Annotated in this window: 24 protein-coding genes and 1 pseudogene; all 25 read right to left on the bottom strand. The window is 37.6% G+C overall.

Features of this window, described 5'->3' with window-relative positions:
- Positions 1-390: 390 nt before the first annotated feature.
- The 25 genes and pseudogenes from GFJ36_RS26300 to GFJ36_RS26420 all read right to left on the bottom strand — a co-directional run bounded on the left by GFJ36_RS26300 (position 391) and on the right by GFJ36_RS26420 (position 21,832).
- A complete protein-coding gene (locus GFJ36_RS26300) occupies positions 391-639 on the bottom strand; it encodes an HPr family phosphocarrier protein (RefSeq protein WP_000250305.1) in 249 nt (82 codons plus the stop codon).
- A gap of 23 nt (positions 640-662) precedes the next feature.
- Positions 663-1,613: a DNA-binding protein WhiA gene (whiA, locus tag GFJ36_RS26305; protein ID WP_157349788.1), complete on the bottom strand. Its 951-nt coding sequence runs from the start codon at positions 1,611-1,613 to the stop codon at positions 663-665.
- An 89-nt stretch (positions 1,614-1,702) separates the two neighbouring features.
- Entirely contained in the window at positions 1,703-2,656 is a 954-nt protein-coding gene (locus GFJ36_RS26310; protein WP_000712182.1) for a gluconeogenesis factor YvcK family protein, read from the bottom strand.
- Positions 2,657-2,659: 3 nt separating this feature from the next.
- Positions 2,660-3,541, bottom strand: a complete 882-nt coding sequence (rapZ, locus tag GFJ36_RS26315; protein WP_000138461.1) for an RNase adapter RapZ — start codon at positions 3,539-3,541, stop codon at positions 2,660-2,662.
- A gap of 20 nt (positions 3,542-3,561) precedes the next feature.
- A complete protein-coding gene (locus GFJ36_RS26320) occupies positions 3,562-4,020 on the bottom strand; it encodes an NUDIX hydrolase (protein WP_001190080.1) in 459 nt (152 codons plus the stop codon).
- A gap of 228 nt (positions 4,021-4,248) precedes the next feature.
- Positions 4,249-5,055: a DUF368 domain-containing protein gene (locus GFJ36_RS26325; protein WP_000455195.1), complete on the bottom strand. Its 807-nt coding sequence runs from the start codon at positions 5,053-5,055 to the stop codon at positions 4,249-4,251.
- 160 nt (positions 5,056-5,215) lie between these two features.
- Entirely contained in the window at positions 5,216-6,172 is a 957-nt protein-coding gene (gene trxB / locus GFJ36_RS26330) for a thioredoxin-disulfide reductase (protein ID WP_001288065.1), read from the bottom strand.
- 85 nt (positions 6,173-6,257) lie between these two features.
- Complete coding sequence (locus GFJ36_RS26335; RefSeq protein WP_088064788.1) at positions 6,258-7,769, bottom strand: tetratricopeptide repeat protein; 1,512 nt, start codon at positions 7,767-7,769, stop codon at positions 6,258-6,260.
- A gap of 145 nt (positions 7,770-7,914) precedes the next feature.
- Positions 7,915-8,421 carry an acyltransferase gene (locus GFJ36_RS26340; RefSeq protein WP_048542491.1) on the bottom strand — a complete coding sequence of 169 codons (507 nt, stop codon included), beginning with the start codon at positions 8,419-8,421 and terminating at the stop codon, positions 7,915-7,917.
- 75 nt (positions 8,422-8,496) lie between these two features.
- Positions 8,497-9,147 (bottom strand): pyrophosphatase PpaX, encoded by a 651-nt coding sequence (gene ppaX / locus GFJ36_RS26345; RefSeq protein ID WP_048542493.1) that lies wholly within the window; start codon positions 9,145-9,147, stop codon positions 8,497-8,499.
- Positions 9,148-9,214: 67 nt separating this feature from the next.
- Positions 9,215-10,027, bottom strand: coding sequence for a prolipoprotein diacylglyceryl transferase (lgt, locus tag GFJ36_RS26350; protein ID WP_000924234.1), 813 nt, complete (start codon positions 10,025-10,027; stop codon positions 9,215-9,217).
- A gap of 24 nt (positions 10,028-10,051) precedes the next feature.
- Positions 10,052-10,981: an HPr(Ser) kinase/phosphatase gene (gene hprK, locus GFJ36_RS26355; RefSeq protein ID WP_001127247.1), complete on the bottom strand. Its 930-nt coding sequence runs from the start codon at positions 10,979-10,981 to the stop codon at positions 10,052-10,054.
- 156 nt (positions 10,982-11,137) lie between these two features.
- The gene (locus GFJ36_RS26360; RefSeq protein ID WP_001267307.1) at positions 11,138-11,518 is read right to left on the bottom strand and encodes a phage holin family protein; all 381 of its coding nucleotides are present in this window, start codon (positions 11,516-11,518) and stop codon (positions 11,138-11,140) included.
- A 114-nt stretch (positions 11,519-11,632) separates the two neighbouring features.
- Positions 11,633-12,082, bottom strand: a complete 450-nt coding sequence (locus GFJ36_RS26365; protein ID WP_088608597.1) for a DUF4275 family protein — start codon at positions 12,080-12,082, stop codon at positions 11,633-11,635.
- 59 nt (positions 12,083-12,141) lie between these two features.
- Positions 12,142-15,012 carry an excinuclease ABC subunit UvrA gene (gene uvrA, locus GFJ36_RS26370; RefSeq protein ID WP_141542780.1) on the bottom strand — a complete coding sequence of 957 codons (2,871 nt, stop codon included), beginning with the start codon at positions 15,010-15,012 and terminating at the stop codon, positions 12,142-12,144.
- 11 nt (positions 15,013-15,023) lie between these two features.
- Positions 15,024-17,000, bottom strand: a complete 1,977-nt coding sequence (gene uvrB / locus GFJ36_RS26375) for an excinuclease ABC subunit B (protein WP_048542497.1) — start codon at positions 16,998-17,000, stop codon at positions 15,024-15,026.
- Between the two features lie 151 nt (positions 17,001-17,151).
- Positions 17,152-17,580 (bottom strand): DUF4362 domain-containing protein, encoded by a 429-nt coding sequence (locus GFJ36_RS26380; RefSeq protein WP_097889567.1) that lies wholly within the window; start codon positions 17,578-17,580, stop codon positions 17,152-17,154.
- A gap of 46 nt (positions 17,581-17,626) precedes the next feature.
- On the bottom strand, positions 17,627-18,247 hold the full coding sequence (locus tag GFJ36_RS26385) for a hypothetical protein (RefSeq protein ID WP_097889566.1): 621 nt from the start codon (positions 18,245-18,247) through the stop codon (positions 17,627-17,629).
- Complete coding sequence (locus GFJ36_RS26390) at positions 18,244-19,005, bottom strand: MerR family transcriptional regulator (protein ID WP_157349789.1); 762 nt, start codon at positions 19,003-19,005, stop codon at positions 18,244-18,246. The genes GFJ36_RS26385 and GFJ36_RS26390 overlap by 4 nt, the downstream gene beginning before the upstream one ends.
- A 100-nt stretch (positions 19,006-19,105) precedes the next feature.
- On the bottom strand, positions 19,106-19,333 hold the full coding sequence (locus tag GFJ36_RS26395) for a hypothetical protein (protein WP_000524128.1): 228 nt from the start codon (positions 19,331-19,333) through the stop codon (positions 19,106-19,108).
- Between the two features lie 16 nt (positions 19,334-19,349).
- Positions 19,350-19,677 (bottom strand): annotated as a pseudogene (locus tag GFJ36_RS26400) (ATPase).
- 59 nt (positions 19,678-19,736) lie between these two features.
- Positions 19,737-19,958: a hypothetical protein gene (locus tag GFJ36_RS26405; protein ID WP_088064793.1), complete on the bottom strand. Its 222-nt coding sequence runs from the start codon at positions 19,956-19,958 to the stop codon at positions 19,737-19,739.
- 18 nt (positions 19,959-19,976) lie between these two features.
- Complete coding sequence (locus GFJ36_RS26410) at positions 19,977-20,366, bottom strand: hypothetical protein (protein WP_087983941.1); 390 nt, start codon at positions 20,364-20,366, stop codon at positions 19,977-19,979.
- An 11-nt stretch (positions 20,367-20,377) separates the two neighbouring features.
- Positions 20,378-20,575, bottom strand: coding sequence for a helix-turn-helix transcriptional regulator (locus GFJ36_RS26415; protein ID WP_000538359.1), 198 nt, complete (start codon positions 20,573-20,575; stop codon positions 20,378-20,380).
- 234 nt (positions 20,576-20,809) lie between these two features.
- The gene (locus tag GFJ36_RS26420; RefSeq protein WP_137011607.1) at positions 20,810-21,832 is read right to left on the bottom strand and encodes a YeiH family protein; all 1,023 of its coding nucleotides are present in this window, start codon (positions 21,830-21,832) and stop codon (positions 20,810-20,812) included.
- Positions 21,833-21,925: the final 93 nt, after the last annotated feature.

Here is a 21,925-nt window from a genome sequence, read left to right on the forward strand (position 1 = left end):
AAAAGCGGAAGCGGCTCGTTCAGAATCGCAGGGCGATGGAGCCCCTGATTCCGAGGCGCTTTTTGCCTCGAATGAAGGGGCGAAACGACCGGAGATTCTAGCCGCTGGAGCTGGATAGACTAAAAGCGGAAGCGCCCTATAATTGGGCGCTTCTTTTATATATTGTCCCCCGCTCACATACCCCACCTAGTATACCCCTAAATATATCGGCGATTTTTCAAATATATCGACCGTAACTCCAATTATATCGGCGATTATTTTAATATATCGACGATTCGACACAACTTATCGACTTACCGACAATCCTCGACAAGCATGCACCCCCTACATACCCGACTCCCAACACCAAATAACAAAACAAAAAAGCTATCGCACATGCGCGATAGCTTCTTATTGTATATATGCAGCTAATGCTTCTAAAGCTTCTTCTGCATCTGAACCTTCTGTTGTAATTGTTATCATGCTACCAGTTCCAATTGCTAAGCTCATAATCCCCATTATGCTCTTTGCATTCACTGTCTTTCCATCTTTCTCGATGAAGATATCCGCATGAAAGCGATTGGCCTCTTGTACAAACAACGCAGCCGGACGTGCTTGTAAACCGTTTTTTAATGAAACCTTAACTCGTTTTTGAACCACAGCTCCATTTCCCCTTTAACCTCTTATTTTTTTGCTACCGCTTCCCCCGCGCGTAATTTCTCTGCAATCTCATCGATTTTACGCAAACGATGATTAATACCCGATTTACTAATTTTCCCCCCGGATACCATCTCGCCTAACTCTTTCAATGTTACATCTTGATAATCTCTTCGTAATTGTGCAATTTCTCGCAGTTTATCTGGTAATATATCAAGACCAACTGTCTCATCAATATAACGGATATTTTCAATCTGCCTTAGCGCTGCACCAATTGTTTTATTTAAATTGGCTGTTTCGCAGTTCACTAAACGATTTACTGAATTACGCATATCGCGAACGATTCGAATGTCTTCAAATCTTAAAAGTGCATTATGAGCGCCTATAATATTTAAAAACTCCGTAATCTTTTCTGCTTCTTTCAAATACGTAATGTACCCTTTTCTTCTTTCCAACGTCTTACTATTTAAATCAAATCCGTTCATCAATTCACATATAGCATCATTATGTTCCTTATATAACGAAAAGACTTCTAAATGATAAGATGATGTTTCTGGGTTATTTACTGAACCACCTGCTAAAAATGCACCTCGTAAATACGATCGTTTACAACATTTCTTCTCGATTAATTCCTGGGATATATTTCGAATTAACGAAAAGTCATCTCGAACAATATGAAGATCAGCTAATATTTCGCGAGACTTCTCAACAAGCCGCACAATATATACATTATTTTTCTTCAATCGCATTTTTTTACGAACAAGTAATTCTACCGTCACGTCATATCCTTTTTTCAAAAGCGTATAAATCCTTCTTGCGATTGCCGCATTCTCCGTTTGAATATCGATAGATAGACGACGGTTTGAAAAAGAAAGCGATCCGTTCATTCGAAGTAACGCTGATAATTCTGCTTTCTCACAGCATTCCTTCACCTCAAGATTCGTTAGCTCTTTCTTTGTTTCTGGTGCAAATGACACAGTCAACACCTCCTTATACGATTACTTTGGAACAAAAATCTTGTCCTATATGAAATGATGAGCGTTACCTCAAACGAGGCAACGCACATCTACAACAGTGAATATAAAATAGAAGCTAGTTTTAATGTATCGTGCCTTACAACACGATCATCATACTTCGCTAATTGATCTTGAATGACATCAATATTGCTCTCTGTAAAACGCTCTTCATCTACTACAACTGGTGCCGACATTTCTTCCTCATACAACTGACGTAATTCACAAGGAATATCACGGTTATTTACAATTGCAGTATCGATAAATGGTTTACCTAAATGATCATGTAACGCCTGCACGTGGTCAAACGCAGTATATCCCATCGTTTCACCAGCTTGCGTCATAACATTACACACATATACCTTCTTCGCTTTTGCAGCAAGAACAGCGTCCCCGATTTTGTTAACAACTAAATTTGGTAATATACTCGTATACAAACTTCCTGGACCAAAAACAAGTAAATCAGCTCGTTTAATCTCAGCCAACGTTTCATGTAACGGCTCTACATCTTCTGGAGTTAAAAAGACGCGGTTAATCTTCTTCCCAGAATAAGGAATCTTTGATTCACCTGTTACAATTTCTCCATCTTCTAGTTCCGCATGAAGTACCGCACTTTGGTTCGCTGCAGGTAACACACGTCCTCTGACATTTAACACTTTACTCGTTTCCGTAATCGCATGGAAGAAGTCTCCTGTAATCGAGGTCATACCCGCTAATAATAAATTTCCTAACGCATGACCTTTCAGCCCGTCTCCCGTTGTGAAACGATGCTGAAATAAAGCTTCCACCAGCGGCTCTACATCTGATAACGCAACAAGTACGTTACGAATGTCACCTGGGGGTGGAATTTCGAGCTCATCACGTAATCTACCTGAACTGCCACCATCATCAGCGATTGTAACAACTGCTGTAATATCAACCGGATATTGTTTTAATCCTCTTAATAAAACAGAGAGTCCAGTACCTCCTCCCATGATAACAATTTTAGGTTTTCTCTCTTTTTTCATCCCTTAATGGCCCTTTCTCTTCTCCACATCACGATGAGATACATGAACGCTATACTCTGGTTTCAAATGTTTCCCAAGGTATTCTGTAAGCGTAACAGAACGATGCTGTCCACCTGTACATCCAATTGCAATTACAAGTTGACTCTTGCCTTCTCTTTTATAATGAGGCAGCATGAAAGTAATAAGATCCGTCAATTTTTCTAAAAACTTATGTGTCTCATTAAATTTCAGCACATACGATGAAACTTCTTCATCTAGTCCTGTTAATGGCTTCATATGTGGAATGTAATATGGATTTGGTAAAAAACGAACATCAAATACTAAATCTGCATCAATTGGAATACCGTACTTAAATCCAAACGACATAACATTTACACGAAATGCTTGCTCAGTTTCAGTTGAAAACAGATGAACAATTTTTTCACGTAATTCTTTCGGTTTTAAATCCGATGTATCCAGCACAATATTCGCTCGTGCCTTCATATCAGTTAATAAGCCACGCTCCATCTCAATTCCCTTTAACGGCAAACCAGTTGGTGCAAGTGGATGCGAACGTCTCGTTTCTTTATAACGAGTTACAAGCGTGCCATCTTTCGCATCTAAGAATAAAATATGAGGAATAATCCATGTACGTTCTGATAAATCATCAAGTGCTCCCCATAAATGTTCGAAAAACTCTCGGCCACGTAAATCAACGCCAAGTGCCACTTTATTCATTTTCCCTTTTGAATCCGCCATAAGTTCAATAAACTTCGGCAATAACATCGGTGGTAAATTATCTACACAAAAATATCCTAAATCTTCAAAACTTTGTAAAGCTACTGTCTTTCCAGCTCCAGACATTCCTGTAATAATTACCATTTTTATATCATTATTCTCTGTCATCGTATCCTCTCCTTGACGGTTTAACTCGGATCTAATCGATATGAAAGCAACTCAAAATCTGGGGTATATACAAATGTACCGTAGATTATGCCATTTCCTTTAATTAAATAATCAATAATGTGATAATCTCCTGGTGCCATTGCTAAATCATCAATTTTGTCAAATGTATGCCAACCAATGATGCCTTCTTCGCTCTCTAGTTTGTTTTCTCCTGCAAAATCTGTCGCTAAAAAGGAGAACATCATCCATTCAGAAACAACTTTATCACCTTCTTGGATGACAAAGGTGAAGACCCCTTTTAACGCTGGGTTCTTTAAATAAATACCTGTTTCTTCACGATACTCGCGAACAACGGAATCTCTTACTGTCTCACCACGCTCCATTTTCCCGCCTGGTGCAACCCACCAATTTCGGCGAGGTTTTTGGAGTAAGAGTACTTCATTATCTCTAATTAACACACAGTTTGTCACTCTTTGCATGTTTCTTCACCTCAGCTACTTGCAGTAAATTTCTCACTGCATACTCATTTCATTATACTATCAAAAACAGTTTGCTACAACGAAGGAGCCAGTCCTCTTTCGCTAAGCACATGCTACTCAACAATTTTAAAAAAGCTTTCTAGAACAAGCAATGTAAATGCCTAGACTTTCAATGAATAGCATGAAAAATCCCCTTAACGATTTTTATCGCCAAGGGGATTAAAGTCCTTATTTCTTACCGAAATAAGTAACAATCGCAAATCCTAAAATAAAGGTAATAATTGAACTTATAATTGAAAATCCTCCAGTTGGAATACCAGGGAACACAATTACAATCGAGCCGATAACAAGTCCAATAATTGCCGCAAATGTCATACTTTTATAACGATCTAACAAGAAACTAATTCCTTTACTACTTACAACAAACCCCGCCATAACACCAGCACCGATAACTACGATTAAAGGTAAGTTCAGTGTAGTTAAAGCATTAATTGCTGTCGGATACACACCAATAATTAATAAAATAAATGATCCGCTAATTCCAGGAAGCAACATAGCCATACTAGCCATCCAGCCCGCGAAAAATAAACCAATTGCATTTAAAATTGTTAACGTCGTAATTGGATCTGCTGCCTTATCTGGTTTAAAGAAAGCTGTGATCGCAACAAGAATTGCTGCAACTATTAATAAAACAATGTGCTTACCTTTAAACGACGACTTTGCATCAGCTTCTCTCATTAACATCGGTAATATACTAATAATTAAACCGAGGAAGAAAAATTGAGTCGGTTCATAATGATTTGCAAGTAAATATTTAATAACGTGACTTAACGTTAAAAACGCTGCTGCCACACCAGCTGCAAGGGGAATTAAAAACCCTAAATGTTTTTTCCATTCGCGACTAAAGAATCCACTAATTGCCGCAAGCAATTGTTCATAAATCCCTAACACAACAGCGATTGTACCGCCGCTCACACCAGGAATTAAATCACTAACGCCCATACAAAATCCACGATATATATTACGCCATTCCATACTGAATAAATTCCTCATTTCTTATAGTGATTTTTCCGTAAAGTCCAGTATATCAATAAGAAAGCTTATAATCTCAATATTTTTTGACAAAACTTTGACATTTTCATAAAAAAAAGAAAGCTCCTATCGGTAGCTTTCTTCTCAAAAGGCATATTATCCCTTATTTTTCTGATACTGTTTTTAGTTCTTCTAATAATTCTTCTACGTAATGTTGTGCACTTTGTGCTGCGATACTACCATCACCTGTTGCAGTTACAATTTGACGTAGCATTTTTTCGCGAACATCTCCAGCTGCGAAAATACCAGGAACTTTCGTTTCCATACGCTCATTTGTTTCAAGGTAACCATTTTCATTTGTAATACCTAGTTCAACAAATGGTTTTGATAGTGGTAACATACCGATGTATATGAACACGCCATCAGTTTTGACTTCTTTCTCTTCTCCACTGTTTACGTCTACAAGTGTTACGCTTCCCACTTTACCATTTGCATCGTTAATTTCTTTTATAGTGTGATTCCAAATGAAATCAACTTTCTCGTTTTGGAAAGCACGATCTTGTAAAATTTTCTGTGCACGAAGAGTGTCACGACGGTGAACGATTGTTACCTTTGATGCGAAGCGTGTTAAGAATACACCCTCTTCAACAGCAGAATCTCCACCACCAATAACTACAAGTTCTTTTCCTTTAAAGAAAGCCCCATCACATACTGCACAATATGATACACCACGGCCGCCAAGTTCTGTCTCGCCTGGCACACCAATTTTTTTATACTCTGCACCGCTTGCAACGATAATTGCACGTGCTTTATATTCTTTTTTACCAGCAATAATTGTTTTGTATTCTTTACCATCGATGACTGCTTTCACATCACCGTATGCATATTCAGCACCAAATTTCTTCGCATGCTCGAACATTTTATTTGATAAGTCTGGTCCTAAAATAGACTCATAACCTGGGTAGTTCTCTACATCCTCTGTGTTTGCCATTTGGCCACCTGGGATACCACGCTCAAGCATTAATGTGCTTAAATTCGCACGAGATGTATATACTGCAGCTGTCATACCAGCTGGTCCTGCACCAATAATAATGACATCATAAATTTTTTCTTCTGACACACTATTCACTCCTATTCATTCCTACACAATTAAGTTACCCTCATTATACTGTTAGCATCATTTTTTTCCCAATGATTTGCTTACCCTATGTGTGCGTACGTTTAACAGCCTGCACATACTTTCGAACAGTCGCTACAGATACATTATATACATCCCCAAGCTCCGACTGTGTCATCTTATTTCCTTGTTCGCTGCGTACGATATATTCAACAGCAGCTGACCAGCCGTATACATTTGTAAAAACTGCCCCAGATGTATATAAACGTATGAACGTACAAAACCAAAATTGTAAACACTCTTCGATTAATTCATCATCTTTTTTCGTATAATTATATAAAGCATCCGCAATTTGTGCGCACTGTTCAAATTGCTGTAAATCAGCTGGAATGCTCTTATGGCTATTAAGTAAAAAGAAATACTTTGCAAGTTGCGATACGATTGGAACACCGTTCTTCGCCTGCGTTACATCAAAGAAGAATCCCACCTTCTCTGGCGTTGACAATTCATTCATTAAATATAAAGCTAGCATTTGTTCCTCTAGCGTCGTACTTTGTTGAAATGATTTTCGTAATTCTTCAAATAATACGTTTTGTCCTTCATCTGCTAAATTCAGCGCATTCCACGGTTCTTTTCCCTTTTTATCAGGGTGCAATTCTACAACATGCTGCCACATTTTTTCGGCTACTTGCTGATCTTTCACCATATAAGCAGAATATGCAAACCAATAATAAAAACTAACGTCTCCCTCATATCCTTGACGCTTTAATACTTTGAACCATTTATATGCAGGCTCAAAATGACCAATTGTTGCAAGTGTCGTTCCAAGTTTCAAACGATGCTCGAACGAAATCGGATATACTGAAACTAACTGCTCCGCTAACGCTTCTACTTGTTTATGCTCTCCAATTGAATATAGGAAAATAAGCGTATTACAAAGCGCATGTATATTACCAGGATTTTTCTCTAAAATCATTTCCGTTAACTTCAGAGCTTTATCTACATTACCAGATTGAAAATGTGCAATGGCTAAATTATTATGACCCGACCAAAATTCCGGATAATCTTTTGTAACAATTTCCAATGTAGCAATTGCTTCTTCCAATTGTCCGTTACGAATATAACGATTCGCTTCTTCTTGCATAACAATTAGATCGTCTTCATCCTCAATCTCTTCCTCACCCATCGCTTCTTCTTCCATAATTTCAAGTAATTCTAATGTATCTTCTACAAATTCCTTCTCTTCTGCAACTTCTAAATAGCGATCCGCATACTTTTTCGCCTGCTGAAATAGCCCCATATATGCATAATTATTTGCAATAAAATAATAGCATTGTTCAAGTTCTGGATTAGATCTAACAAGCTTAAAGAAGATTTGATTCGACTCTTGATATTCACCAGCCTCAGATAATACTGTTGCTAATTGGCATAAAATAAACGGCTCCTTCTCACTTTGTGCCGCTCTTCGAAAATATTTAATTGCATCTTGCAATTTCTGTCCTTTGTAAGCCCTCATCCCTTTTTTATAAAAGAAGTCCGATAATTGATTAAAAGAGATAACTTGTCCGTTCTCCTTATATATTCCTTGATTTTTCCCCATATATCCTCCAGTTTTTTGTTTTCTTCGTTCACACATTCTTCTATCTATAAGTATAAACGATTCCGTAAAAAACAAAACAGTATATTATACTCAATTATTTCCTTTTTATTCATTAAAAAAGAAGAGAAATGTTACATTTTTAGCATCAACCTTCTCTAGCATCCATTTCTTCTTTCGTATAAATAACACGCATTGGATTTCCACCCACGAAAGCACCACTTGGGACATCTCTATGAACAAGTGTGCCAGCTGAAACAATCGCGCCATCCCCAATTTTCACACCTGGTAATATAGTCGTATTTGCTCCAATCATCACTTCATTTCCTATGACGATCTCTCCAAGTCGATATTCGCGAATTAAATATTCATGTGCTAAAAGCGTTGTATTATAGCCAATAATTGAATTCTCTCCCACAGTTATCTTTTCTGGGAACATAATATCCGGCACTACCATAAGCGCAATTGATGTTTTCTTTCCGACTTTCATCCGTAAAAATGTACGGTACAACCAATTCTTGACGGATAAAAATGGTGTATAACGCGCAATTTGAATAATAATAAAGTTTTTCATTACCTTCCAAAAAGAAACTGTTTTATACACATTCCATAATGAATTTTCTCCCGAAACAGGATAGCGCGTTGTCCGTCGCACTTAACTCGCTCCTCTACTAAAAAGTGAAACTGTAAGTTAGTAGGGAAACAGACCCCTACTAACTTACTTGGACCTTTATGAACGGTTCATATCAGACAAAATCGGTAGCAAATCACTCATTTTATCTAACATAAAGTCCGGCTTGTAAGCCTCTAAATATGCTCTACCTTTCAACGTCCATGAGACAGCAGCTGTTTTCGTGCCCGCATTTTGTCCACCAACAATATCATGGTGATTATCCCCAACCATCAATGCTTCTTCCGGTTTCGCATCTAATAACTCAAGCGCTTTTTGAAGTGGCTCTGGATGTGGTTTCACATGCTCTACATCATCAATTGTCACGACCACATCAAAAAATTCATCAAGCTTTGACAACTTTAATCCCATCTCAACTGTTTGTCTCGCTTTCGTTGTAACAATACCAACTTTATAACCTTGCTTCTTCAACTCTTGAACTGTTTCATATACAGTTTCATATTCTTCCACTAATTCATCGTGATGATCATGGTTAAATTGACGATAACATGTAATCATCTCTTCAACCTTGTTTTCATCAATCTTGCTGAAAGTATCATGTAAAGAAGGGCCAATAAATGACAATACATCTTCACGCTTATATTGACTTGGATAATATGTATGTAACGTATGTAAAAAAGAAGAAATAATAAGTTCGTTTGTATTAATTAAAGTTCCATCTAAATCAAATAACACTGTATTTATTCTCATTGCCTTAGTCCCTTCTCTTTCCTGAATATGAAAGAAGCAGCATCTTATAATAAGATGCTACTTTTCTCTAATTTTCCGAATATCTTTTATCAGCTTGCCCCATTTTTCGTCTCACGATAATGAAAATAATAGAAATAACAACAAGTCCAATTGACATTACTTGTGCGATACGAAGTGGTCCTAACATTAAACTATCTGTACGTAAGCCTTCTACGAAGAAGCGCCCTATTGAATACCAAATTAAATATGTGAAGAATAATTCCCCGCGTCGTAAATTCACTTTTCGTAATGCAAGTAATAAAATGACACCTGCAAAATTCCATAATGATTCATATAAAAACGTTGGATGATAGTACACACCCTCAATATACATTTGATTAATAATGAAATCCGGTAAATGAAGTCCTTCTAAAAACTGTCTCGTTACTTCATCACCATGCGCCTCTTGGTTCATAAAGTTTCCCCATCGACCAATTGCTTGTCCTAGTAAAATACTTGGCGCAGCAATATCAGCCAACTTCCAGAATGAAACCCCGCGTCGTTTCGCAAAAAGAATCCCTGTAATAACAGCCCCGATTAAACCACCATGAATCGCCAAGCCACCTTGACGAATATTAATAATTTGACTCGGGTTTTGCGCGTAATATTCCCATTCAAAAATAACATAGTACATTCTCGCAAATAGAATAGCGATCGGTACTGCAATTAATACAAGGTCAACAAATGTATCTTTTGGAATACCTAGTCTTTCTCCCTCGCGAGTTGCTAGCCAAAGACCTAATAGCACGCCTGTACCGATAATAATCCCATACCAATATACAGGAAACGGCCCAAGTTGGATCGCTACACGGTCAAGCTGTGGTACAGAACCTAACAGCATATGTATGACCTCCCTCTCCAAAGTTTACTCCTGATTTCCTAACTCAATCGCACTCATTAATCGTTCAGAGAACTGTTGTGCTGCATTGACTCCCATACGTTTTAAACGGAAATTCATCGCTGCTACTTCAATAATAACAGCCAAGTTTCGACCAGGACGAACTGGAAGTGTAATCTTCGTAAGCTCTGTATCAATAATCTTCATCTTCTCTTCATCAAGACCTAAGCGATCGTAATTTTTCTTTTGATCCCAAATTTCAAGATTAATAACAAGTGTAATACGCTTATAATTTCGCACTGCCCCTGCACCGAATAACGTCATAACGTTAATGATACCTAGACCACGAATTTCTAATAAATGCTCAATTAAATCTGGTGAGCTTCCTACCAATGTGTCTTCATCTTCTTGGCGAATTTCTACACTATCATCCGCAACAAGACGGTGACCACGTTTTACAAGCTCAAGAGCTGTCTCACTTTTACCGACACCACTTTGACCTGTAATTAAAACACCAACACCGTAAATATCTACTAACACACCATGTACAGCTGTTGTTGGTGCTAACTTACCTTCTAAATAATTTGTTAAACGACTTGATAATCTTGTTGTCGTTTGAGCAGAACGTAATAAAGGCATGCCTGATTCACGTGATGCTTGCAATAACTCATCTGGTACATCTTGATTCCGAGTTATAATAATACATGGCGTCTCCTCAGTACAAAGCGCTTTCATTCTCTCTTGTTTTTGCTCTGACGTTAATGTGTCAAAGAACGTAAGCTCCGTCTTTCCAAGAAGCTGCACGCGATCAGCTGGATAATATGTGAAAAATCCTGCCATTTCAATTCCAGGTCGTGATAAATCACTTGTATCAATCGGACGATGAATTCCTTCTTCACCACTTATTAACTCCAATTGAAATTGTTCAATTAAATCTTTTGTCCTTACTTTCGGCATATGTATAAACCTCCACTCCGCTGCGGGTTCAGTCTCATTTGATGTAAAATTCCATTCTACCGGATATTGTACCATTTTTTTCTGGAAACAAGAAATACGGTTTCTAATAAATAGAAAAAAACATTTCATACACATCATGAAATGTTTTTCTTTTTGTCATTTTCTCTTTTTTTCATATAAAGGTTCCACAATTGCCTTTTCAATAATCATATTAAAAATTGAAATACAAATTGCCGCAACGATTGCTACACCAAACCCTGATATATTAAACGCATCTCCTAATAATGAATCTGCTATTTTTAACGTAATCGCATTAATAACAATTAAGAAGAACCCGAAAGTTACAAGAGTAATTGGTAGCGTAATTAAAATTAAAAACGGTTTTACGAACACATTTAAAACAGCTAAGATAATACTCGCAATAATTGCAGTCTGTATATTTGCTACGTAAAACGCGTCTGGCGCAATCCCTTTTAAAAGTCCCGATACAGCGATTAACACAACGCTATTTACAAGAAGTGATACAATCCATCTCATTTTCTTACACATCCTTTTGACATATATATTTCATCATACGCTAATAGATTATAAACGCAAGTATCATGCAAACACTTATATCAACTTATTCTACTCTTCCTGCTTGTATACCTACTAACATTTCCTCGCAAAATAAGGGCCATACCATCTATGTTCATGAGTTTTTACAAAAGTCCAAGTGAACTCTTTATCTACAATATAGATATCGCCTTTATACATATCGTCCCTCTCACACAATATATCCTCCATATGTAATAAACTCGTATCTTTTATTAGCAGTACATCATCACAATGTTGATAGAATATATAGCAATCCTTTTTCACTTCATTATGAAACGCATTCTCCGCTTCTTCACCCTCTAAACACTTCTTTTTCTCATAACTAAATATGTGCCAAAGAAACCCACATGCATACTTATCACCATACAGAAAGATGTCTTCCTTTTCCTCATCACTTACATGATTTGCAAAGTTATCCTCCCAGCGCTTCCGAAAATAAACACCCCAACTTTGAAACTCTCTTACCTTCATGTTTTTCTTTCTTAAAACATCTGTAAACTCCATCTTTTCCCCCTATGAACGAAAAACCGAGTGTCATTTCCACTCGGTTTTTCGTAATACACTTATTGAGATAACTCTACTTCTTTTATTTTCTCTTTCATTCTTGCTTTATCGCGATTTAAAATCTCTTTTAAATACTTACCTGTATACGAGCGTTCTTCTTTTACTACTTGCTCTGGCGTTCCGGAAGCAACAATTTGCCCACCTTTATCTCCGCCCTCTGGTCCAAGGTCAACGATATAATCAGCTGTTTTAATTACATCTAGATTATGTTCAATAACAAGAACTGTCTCGCCACTTTCAACAAGGCGTTGCAGCACTTCTAGAAGACGCGCGATATCATGTGCATGCAAACCAGTCGTTGGCTCATCTAAAATATATAACGTACGCCCAGTAGAACGACGGTGTAATTCAGAAGCTAGCTTCACGCGCTGCGCTTCACCACCAGATAACGTCGTAGCTGGCTGTCCTAATTTCATATAACCAAGACCTACATCTACAAGCGTTTGAAGTTTACGCTTAATTTTTGGGATATTAGCGAAGAACTCTACTCCATCTTCAATTGTCATCCCTAACACTTCAGAAATGTTCTTATCTTTATACTTCACTTCTAACGTTTCGCGGTTATAACGTTTACCATGACAAACTTCACATGGAACGTATACGTCTGGTAAGAAGTGCATTTCGATTTTAATAATCCCATCACCACGGCACGCTTCACAACGTCCACCTTTTACATTAAAGCTGAAACGCCCTTTTTGATATCCACGCACTTTCGCTTCATTCGTTTGTGCAAACACATCACGAATATCATCGAATACACCTGTATACGTCGCTGGATTAGAACGTGGTGTACGCCCGATTGGCGATTGATCGATATCGATTACTTTATCTAAATGCTCAAGACCTTTAATTTCTTTATGAGTACCTGGCTTCGCTTTCGCTTTATATAACTTTTGCGCTAATGATTTATATAGTACTTCATTAATCATCGTACTTTTACCGGAACCAGATACACCCGTTATCGCTACAAACGTACCAAGCGGGAATGACATCTTTGCATTCTTTAAGTTATTCTCTTTTGCACCGATAATTTCCACTTTACGTCCGTCACCTTTACGTCTTTCAAGTGGAACCGGAATAAACTCTTTACCGCTTAAATACTTCCCTGTTAGCGAATTCTCATCTTGCATCACTTCAGCTGGCGTACCCGCTGATACAACTTGACCACCGTGAATACCTGCACCAGGTCCGATATCAAGTAAATAATCAGCAGCCATCATCGTATCTTCATCATGTTCAACGACAATTAACGTATTCCCTAAATCACGCATCTCTTGCAACGTACGAATAAGACGATCGTTATCGCGCTGATGTAAACCGATAGAAGGCTCATCAAGAATGTAAAGTACGCCAGTCAGACGAGAACCGATTTGCGTCGCTAAACGAATACGCTGCGCCTCACCACCTGATAAAGTTCCTGCGGCACGACTTAACGTTAAATAATCTAAACCGACGTTCACTAAGAACCCAACGCGCTCTTGGATTTCTCTTAAAATTAAATGAGCAATTTTTTGTTGCTTCTCCGTTAGCTCCACATTCGAGAAGAATTCCTGTACTTCTTGAACAGAATACTTCGTTACATCAGCAATCGTTTTATCACCAACGAAAACAGCTAAACTCTCAGGCTTTAAGCGTCCACCTTTACACTTCGGACAAGCTTGCTCTGCCATATATTTCTCCATTTGCTCACGAACATAATCAGAACTCGTTTCACGATAACGACGTTCGATATTTGGAATAACACCTTCAAATAAAATCTCATTTTCCTTTACTTGACCAAATTCATTTACATAGCGGAAATAAACTTTTTCTTCTCCGCTTCCGTACAACACTTTATCAAATAAATCTTTCGGTATATCTTTCACAGGCATATCCATATCAACGCCGTAATGATTACATACAGATTGTAAAAGCTGCGGGTAATATTGTGAGCTTGTCGGTTCCCAAGGCGCAATCGCATGTTCATTTAATGATAAATCCCAATTCGGAATGACAAGTTCTAAATCTACCTCTAACTTTGAACCAAGTCCATCACAAGAAGGACATGCCCCGAATGGACTGTTGAATGAGAACATGCGCGGCTCTAATTCTCCGATTGAAAAACCACAATGCGGACAAGCATGATGTTCACTAAATAGAAGTTCCTCTTCTCCCATTACATCAATTAACACTCGGCCCCCGCCAAGCTTTAATGCACTTTCAAGAGAATCCGCAAGACGGCTTGCAATCCCTTCTTTTACAACAATACGGTCAATTACAACTTCAATCGAATGCTTCTTATTTTTATCTAGCGCAATATCTTCAGATACATCTAACATTTCACCATCAACACGTACACGAACATACCCTTGCTTCTTAATATCTTCAAGCACTTTCACATGTGCACCTTTACGCCCAGAAACGATAGGAGCTAACACTTGTAATTTCGTACGTTCAGGATATTCAAGTACACGGTCTACCATCTGCTCTACTGTTTGTGACGTAATTTCAATACCATGATTCGGACAAATTGGCGTACCAATTCGCGCAAATAATAAACGTAAATAATCATAAATCTCCGTGACCGTTCCGACTGTTGAACGTGGATTACGACTCGTTGTTTTTTGATCGATTGAAATCGCTGGTGACAATCCTTCAATCGTATCTACATCCGGCTTATCCATTTGTCCTAAAAACTGACGCGCATACGCAGATAACGATTCTACGTATCTGCGCTGCCCTTCTGCATAAATCGTATCAAACGCTAATGATGATTTCCCTGAACCAGACAATCCCGTCACAACAACAAGCTGATTTCTCGGAATGGTTACATCAATATTTTTTAAGTTATGTGCTCTAGCACCTTTTACGACAATAAAATCCTTGCTTATGCTCACTCTGTTCACCCTTCCGCTTTTAATTCTAATAGTAAATCTCTTAATTCAGCTGCACGCTCGAAATCTAACGCTTTTGCTGCTTCTTTCATCTCTGCTTCCATCTTCGCAATTGTCTTTTCACGCTCTTTTTTCGTCATCTTCTTAGCTGGTGCCGCTTCATACATTTCCGGCTCTTCAGCAGCTGTCGTTGCACGGATAACATCACGCACGCCTTTTTGAATCGTTTTCGGCGTAATACCATGCTCTTTATTGTAAGCTTCTTGTATAGTACGACGACGCTGCGTTTCTTCAATTGCAATTCCCATTGATCTTGTTATACGATCTGCATACATAATAACGCGGCCGTTTTCATTACGTGCTGCACGACCGATTGTTTGAATTAATGAGCGCTCTGAACGCAAGAATCCTTCCTTATCAGCATCTAAAATAGCTACAAGTGATACTTCTGGAATATCTAATCCTTCTCGTAATAAGTTAATACCGACAAGTACGTCAAACTTACCAAGGCGAAGATCACGGATAATTTCAATACGTTCTAACGTTTTAATTTCAGAGTGAAGATAGTTCACTTTAATTCCTACATCTTTTAAGTAGTCTGTTAAATCCTCTGACATCTTCTTCGTTAAAGTCGTAATTAATACACGTTCATTTTTTGCAATGCGATCTTGAATTTCTCCTAATAAATCATCAATTTGCCCTTCAATTGGTCGTATATCAATTGGTGGATCTAAAAGCCCTGTTGGACGAATAATTTGTTCTATTACTTCCGGTGCCTGCTCTAACTCGTACGGTCCTGGCGTTGCTGAAACGTAAATAACTTGATTCGTTTTCCCTTCAAACTCATCAAACGTAAGCGGTCTATTATCTAAAGCTGATGGCAGACGGAATCCATGATCTACAAGCACTTGTTTACGTGCTTGGTCCCCGTTATACATCGCTCTTACTTGCGGTACTGATACGTGTGACTCATCCATAACGATTAAGAAGTCTTTCGGGAAATAGTCTAATAACGTATACGGCGTTGCACCCGCTGGACGAAGTGTTAAATGACGGGAATAGTTTTCAATCCCTGAACAAAAGCCCATCTCGCGCATCATTTCTAAATCATAACGTGTACGCTGTTCTATACGCTGCGCTTCTAACAACTTGCCATTATCATTTAATTCCTTTAAACGTTCTTCTAATTCTTTTTCGATATTTTCAATAGCGACCTTCATCTTTTCTTCACGTGTAACGAAGTGAGATGCTGGGAAGATTGCTACATGATCACGTTCTGCTAATACTTCACCTGTTAACGCATTTACTTCGCGAATACGATCGATTTCATCGCCGAAAAATTCAATTCGAATACAATGCTCATCAAGTGATGCAGGGAAGATTTCAACTACATCTCCGCGCACACGGAATGTACCACGCTTGAAATCAATGTCATTACGTCCATACTGCACATCAACGAGTTCACGAAGCAATTGATTGCGGTCCTTTTCCATACCAACTCTAAGTGAAACAACTAACTCGCGGTATTCTTCTGGAGAACCTAAACCATATATACACGAAACACTCGCAACGATAATTACATCGTCCCGTTCAAATAATGCGGACGTTGCTGAGTGACGCAATTTATCGATTTCATCATTAATCTGCGCATCTTTTTCAATAAACGTATCTGTTTGCGGTACATACGCTTCTGGCTGATAATAATCGTAATAACTAACAAAATATTCAACTGCATTATTCGGAAAAAAATCTTTCAGCTCACTATATAACTGTCCTGCTAACGTTTTATTATGAGCCATAACAAGTGTTGGCTTCTGCACTTCTTTAATGACATTTGAAATCGTAAATGTCTTACCCGTTCCTGTTGCTCCAAGCAACACTTGCTTTTTCTTCCCACTATTAATTCCCTCTACAAGCTTTTCTATAGCTACCGGCTGATCACCTTGCGGGGAATAAGCTGAGATAATTTCAAATTGATGTTCCAAACAAAACCGACCTCCTCGTAAAAAATCTGTATTCCCATTTTACCACGAATGCTCATAAAAAAACCAAGAAAACGAACAGATATTCGGTAAAATTTTCGACAATATATACATAGAAAAAGGAAGGAGTAAAAACTTCCTTCCTCTACTAACTCTATTTTTTAGGTACATATAATAAATCATATCCATTGCGCCCATTTTTACTCGTACAATCTATTAACCTATAAGTGATTTCTAATTCTCCCTGCTCTTTAACAATACTTTTGCAACTACCTTTATGTAATCCTTTATGCTCACCAGCAAATTGGTCTTTTCTATTATCTAACACATAAAGTATATCGTTCTCACTATGCTCTACCGTTTGAAAAATCGGATCACCTTCATGGGTATACTGCACAATTCTTATTTTATCAACTTTCCCTTGGTCAACATTCAAAACGAACTTTTCAAATTTATCTAGATTGGAAATTCCTGCTCTCTTTACAATGACATCATTCTTCTTATCAATGTCAATGTTAGGTTGTGAGCATGCTACTAAACTAAAGAGAAGTAAGCATATAAAACCTGTTTTTCCTATTGTTATCCTCTCCTATACAAACTATTGGTATACTAGAAAAAGCTACTTTCCTCTATGAAAGTAGCTTCTCTTTTTCTTTTTCCTTCTTCGGGAAAAGAACATATGAAAATGAAATAACTGTATCCACTAAAAGTATAATCGCCCAAACTTGGCTAACACGACTTGCTTTTTCATTTAAAACAATCCCCGTTTCTAACCAATTATGCCATTGTTCAAACGGGACAAAACCGTACAGAAAGAAAAAGAAAATATGCACAACAACGAATAAAACAAGATGTAATAACCAATTTTTTATTTCCTGTTTCGCATAGGCCATACCTGTTAATTCTACGTGCTCTTCCATAATTGGCGCTGGTTCATTCCGCCATTTCGCAACTAGCTTTTGCGCAAACATATCAAGCTTCTTCAAATCCTTTTTCCCGTAGAAAACTGCATACAATAAAATAATTACCGTAATGATTTGAAAGTTAGAGAACTTCCCTGTTTGATAATAGTCCACTACCCCTAAGGTTAAAATAAACACTTCATTTACGAGGAGTACAATCCCCATAATAAAGCTCGCCTTCTTCAAACGGAATCCGTAACGAAGTAAAAAGAAGCCGATAGCCGATAACCAAAATACAATCTCTGCCCCAATTAAAAAATACCAACAATATTCTGCAAGTATACTCATTTATCCATCTCCTTTTCATCATATATACGAAAAGCTTCTTCCATATATAATAAAAGTTCTTCTTCAATTGGATACATGCTCATTTTCTGTGAATCTTCCTTCGATTTTCTAACTTCCCATAAATTATCTAAAAACGCTTCGTCACCATTGGCCATTTCTAAACATTTCTGCATTAATCTCTTCGTTGCCCCTTGTACCTCATCACTCGCTGCTTCTTTGCCGTCTTTCATAAAAGTACGTAATTGCTTTAATAAATCTACCCATTCTAAAACATTCGGATCTTCTTCACTCATATTTGGCAAGTTATGAAGCAATTTTTGTTCTTCCTTTGAAAATACTTCATTTTGAAATATTTCACGTATACGAGACGACTGTTTCGAAAGCTGAATCAGTTCAAACATAACTTTCCAATCAAGTTCCCCTTCCACATCTACCGAATAAACAACAGCTTGTAAAACACGCTCCATTCGATTAAATTTCTTTTGTTCTTCCTGTACAAACCGAAGTTGTTTTTCAAGAGAACCCTTTAAGTTAAGGTCACCTTTTACTAACATATTCGCAGCCTCTTTTAATGAAAAGCCCATTTCCTTTAAAAATAAAATTTGCTGCAACCGTATTACGTCAGCTTCACTATATAAACGATGCCCACCTTCTGTTTTCCCGCTCGGCTTTAATAAATCTATTTGATCATAATAACGTAATGTACGTACCGTTACCCCTGTTTCTCTCGTCAATTGTTGTATTGAAATCACTACCATCACCTCTTCCCCTTCATTATAAAAGATGACGTTACGTAACTTTCAAGACTTTTGTAAAAAAAATACAAAAAGCTGTTTATACTCTTTGTATAAACAGCTTTTACGGAAATAATCCCTTTTGTATAGCGCGCCCACAAAATAAAATAAGTGCTCCAACAACAACACTCGTTGCTGTTTTATGATAATGAGCTGAAACTAATAAATAATATGATAAACCTACAGTGCCAATCATAATACAAATGCTTGGCACTGGATAACGAGAGAAGTTCTGCATTCCCCAAAACAAAGCAAAAATAGCCGTAGCGACACATAATACCGGTAATCCCATCCCAGTTCCCCTTTTTCTATCTATTCCTTGTTGCTAACACACTCGTCGATGCCCTACTTATTAATAAGCCAAAAATAGCAATTAACAACTCATTTACATGTACTGCTTGCCTATCTAAATACTTATTTAAACAAAGATACATAATGAACAAGAACAAGAAGCTTGTAATACTAATCGTAAAATATGACTTCATCTTATTCACAACTCGCTCATCAATCGACGGTACTCCCTCTTCTTTCAAACGCTTCTGTTCTCTATATTCCGCAATACTTATATAAAATGACTAGTGCTACATTCGATATGAAGATTGTTCCCCACGAAATACTTAAAATCATTAAACTCATATTTAAAACAAGACCCGCTAAAAACAAACTTCCTATGAACCGTATAATATCTTACTTACTCATACATGATCAGCCTCTTTTTGATTTCTATATTTCCACTTCGGCCAATAGTTCACAAGAAAATACACCCACTGCCCTATTACAAATAAAACAAATGGCATACCAGCATTTCCGTCAACAATTAAATTATATAAACTCCATATCGCTAAACTAATCGTAAAAAATAACCCTACATATTTAAACGCTTTATCTGACTGAAATCTCTCAAACTCATCTTGCATTTTTCATTCCTCCTATCGCTATGCTCGTTTCCCTATCATGACTCCTATGATGAGACTACCCGCAAATAAGGAACTACATATCATAAATATTTCTTGCACTGGTATAACAGCTCTGCCTATTGCTTTACTCGCAACAATATAAACAATAAGCAATAGAAACGCGAATACAAATGAGACATTTACATATTTTTTTATATTTTCATTTACTCGCTCATCTATATCTGGAAGTTCTTCTTTTTTGTACTTACGCTTTTTGTAATACGAATACACCATCAAAAATACAATTGCTAAAACGTTACTCACTACGAGCGGTAAAATTGGTATAGCCGGATTCATACTATGAACTACAATGTCTCCCAAAAACAATCCAAAAGTCGCACCGATAAATAACTTTTTAGTATCGTTCATTTTTTCTCCCCTTACTCTAGCGTAAATATTTCCTCCACCTTCACCCCAAAATATTTGGCGATTTTTAGGGATAACTCTAGACTCGGGTTATAATGATGGTTTTCAATCGCCACAATCGTCTGCCGCGTCACCTGCATCGCCTTTGCCATTTCAACTTGCGTTATATGATGTTGCTTTCTTAACTCTTTTATTTTATTTTTCACACCCATAGGCTCCACCTTCGAAAGTAAAGATATCTTTACTTTAATTATAAATATTTTCCAGTTATAAGTGAAGATATCTTTACAAATTTTAGAAAAACGTTTCACTGATCACCTTCTCTAACAAAGTACAAGCGTAATTAAATTTATATCAGCTATTTTTTTAATATATCGACACCCGTAGCACTATAAACATAAAAAAAGCTGTCCAAAAATATCTTTTGGAACAGCTTCTTCGTCCTACTACATAAATCCTAATGCATATACAAGAACGTATCCAAGAATAGAAAGGAAAACCGAGCCGATCAGCCCCGCCACGAATGCCTTACTTCCTAACTTACGGAACGTTTTAAACTCTACATTTAAACCAAGCCCCGCCATCGCCATTGCAATAAGCATGTAAGCAAGAACAACGATGTATCCGGCAACAACTTCTGGTATAACCCCGAGCGAATGCACTGCACTCATCGCTAAAAATCCGAAGATGAACCACGGAATTGGAAGGTCACGCCACGATTTTTTTTCCTCGCTACCTTCACTCTTACCAAACCATAATCCAATTAAAATCGCTACTGGCACAAGCATTGCAACGCGCGTTAATTTCACGATAACTGCGATGTCTACAGCCGTACTTCCTCCTGGCGCCGCAGCTGCGATGACATGAGCGATTTCGTGCAGCGTCGCACCTGAGAATACACCGTAACCGTACGGTGAGAAGCCAAGCACTGGGTATAATAGCGTATAAATAAGTGTAAATATTGTACCTAAAATTGCAATAATTGCTGCCCCAACTGCCGTTTCTTCATCCTTCGCTTTCACTTGTGGTGCAATTGCCACGACCGCAGCCGCGCCGCAAATTGCTGTTCCGCACGCTGTTAAAATTCCGAGTTTCTTTTCTACCTTAAATACTTTCGTTAGCCCATATACAACGAAAATCGTAAATGTAATAACAGCGGCAGCGATGACCAATACTTTCGGCCCTGCCTTCGCAATATCAACAAGATTTAACCGCATTCCAAGTAAGATAATCCCAAAGCGCAGCAACTTCTTACTCGCAAAGTTCGTTCCAGCTATCGCTTCTTGTGGAACTCCAATGACTGCGCGCCAAACCATCCCAATTAGAATAGCAATTACTAATTGTCCCATAATATTTAAAAATGGAAGCTCTGCTAAATATTTCGCGGCAATTGCGATTAATAACGTAATCCCAATACCTTGCGAAAATCCAAAGCCCTTCTTCTTTTGTATAACAAGTGTTTGTTCCACTTTGTACCACTCCAATAATCGTATTGGAACATGCATGTTCTTTCTACTTATATTATAAGAGAGTTTCTATAATAAGTTTAATATCAATATTGA

It is taken from the genome of Bacillus sp. EE-W1 (genome assembly GCF_009760835.1).
Lineage (GTDB): Bacteria > Bacillota > Bacilli > Bacillales > Bacillaceae_G > Bacillus_A > Bacillus_A wiedmannii.

Coding starts and splice junctions, on each gene's coding strand:
- GFJ36_RS26310 (WP_000712182.1), bottom strand. CDS start 2,656: ATGAAAAAAGAGAGAAAACCTAAAATTGTTATCATGGGAGGAGGTACT.
- rapZ (WP_000138461.1), bottom strand. CDS start 3,541: ATGACAGAGAATAATGATATAAAAATGGTAATTATTACAGGAATGTCT.
- GFJ36_RS26320 (WP_001190080.1), bottom strand. CDS start 4,020: ATGCAAAGAGTGACAAACTGTGTGTTAATTAGAGATAATGAAGTACTC.
- GFJ36_RS26325 (WP_000455195.1), bottom strand. CDS start 5,055: ATGGAATGGCGTAATATATATCGTGGATTTTGTATGGGCGTTAGTGAT.
- GFJ36_RS26335 (WP_088064788.1), bottom strand. CDS start 7,769: ATGGGGAAAAATCAAGGAATATATAAGGAGAACGGACAAGTTATCTCT.
- ppaX (WP_048542493.1), bottom strand. CDS start 9,147: ATGAGAATAAATACAGTGTTATTTGATTTAGATGGAACTTTAATTAAT.
- lgt (WP_000924234.1), bottom strand. CDS start 10,027: ATGCTGTTAGGTTCTGTACCACAGCTTGACCGTGTAGCGATCCAACTT.
- hprK (WP_001127247.1), bottom strand. CDS start 10,981: ATGCCGAAAGTAAGGACAAAAGATTTAATTGAACAATTTCAATTGGAG.
- GFJ36_RS26360 (WP_001267307.1), bottom strand. CDS start 11,518: ATGAGATGGATTGTATCACTTCTTGTAAATAGCGTTGTGTTAATCGCT.
- GFJ36_RS26365 (WP_088608597.1), bottom strand. CDS start 12,082: ATGGAGTTTACAGATGTTTTAAGAAAGAAAAACATGAAGGTAAGAGAG.
- GFJ36_RS26385 (WP_097889566.1), bottom strand. CDS start 18,247: ATGAGTATACTTGCAGAATATTGTTGGTATTTTTTAATTGGGGCAGAG.
- GFJ36_RS26390 (WP_157349789.1), bottom strand. CDS start 19,005: ATGGTAGTGATTTCAATACAACAATTGACGAGAGAAACAGGGGTAACG.
- GFJ36_RS26395 (WP_000524128.1), bottom strand. CDS start 19,333: ATGGGATTACCGGTATTATGTGTCGCTACGGCTATTTTTGCTTTGTTT.
- GFJ36_RS26405 (WP_088064793.1), bottom strand. CDS start 19,958: ATGCAAGATGAGTTTGAGAGATTTCAGTCAGATAAAGCGTTTAAATAT.
- GFJ36_RS26410 (WP_087983941.1), bottom strand. CDS start 20,366: ATGAACGATACTAAAAAGTTATTTATCGGTGCGACTTTTGGATTGTTT.
- GFJ36_RS26415 (WP_000538359.1), bottom strand. CDS start 20,575: ATGGGTGTGAAAAATAAAATAAAAGAGTTAAGAAAGCAACATCATATA.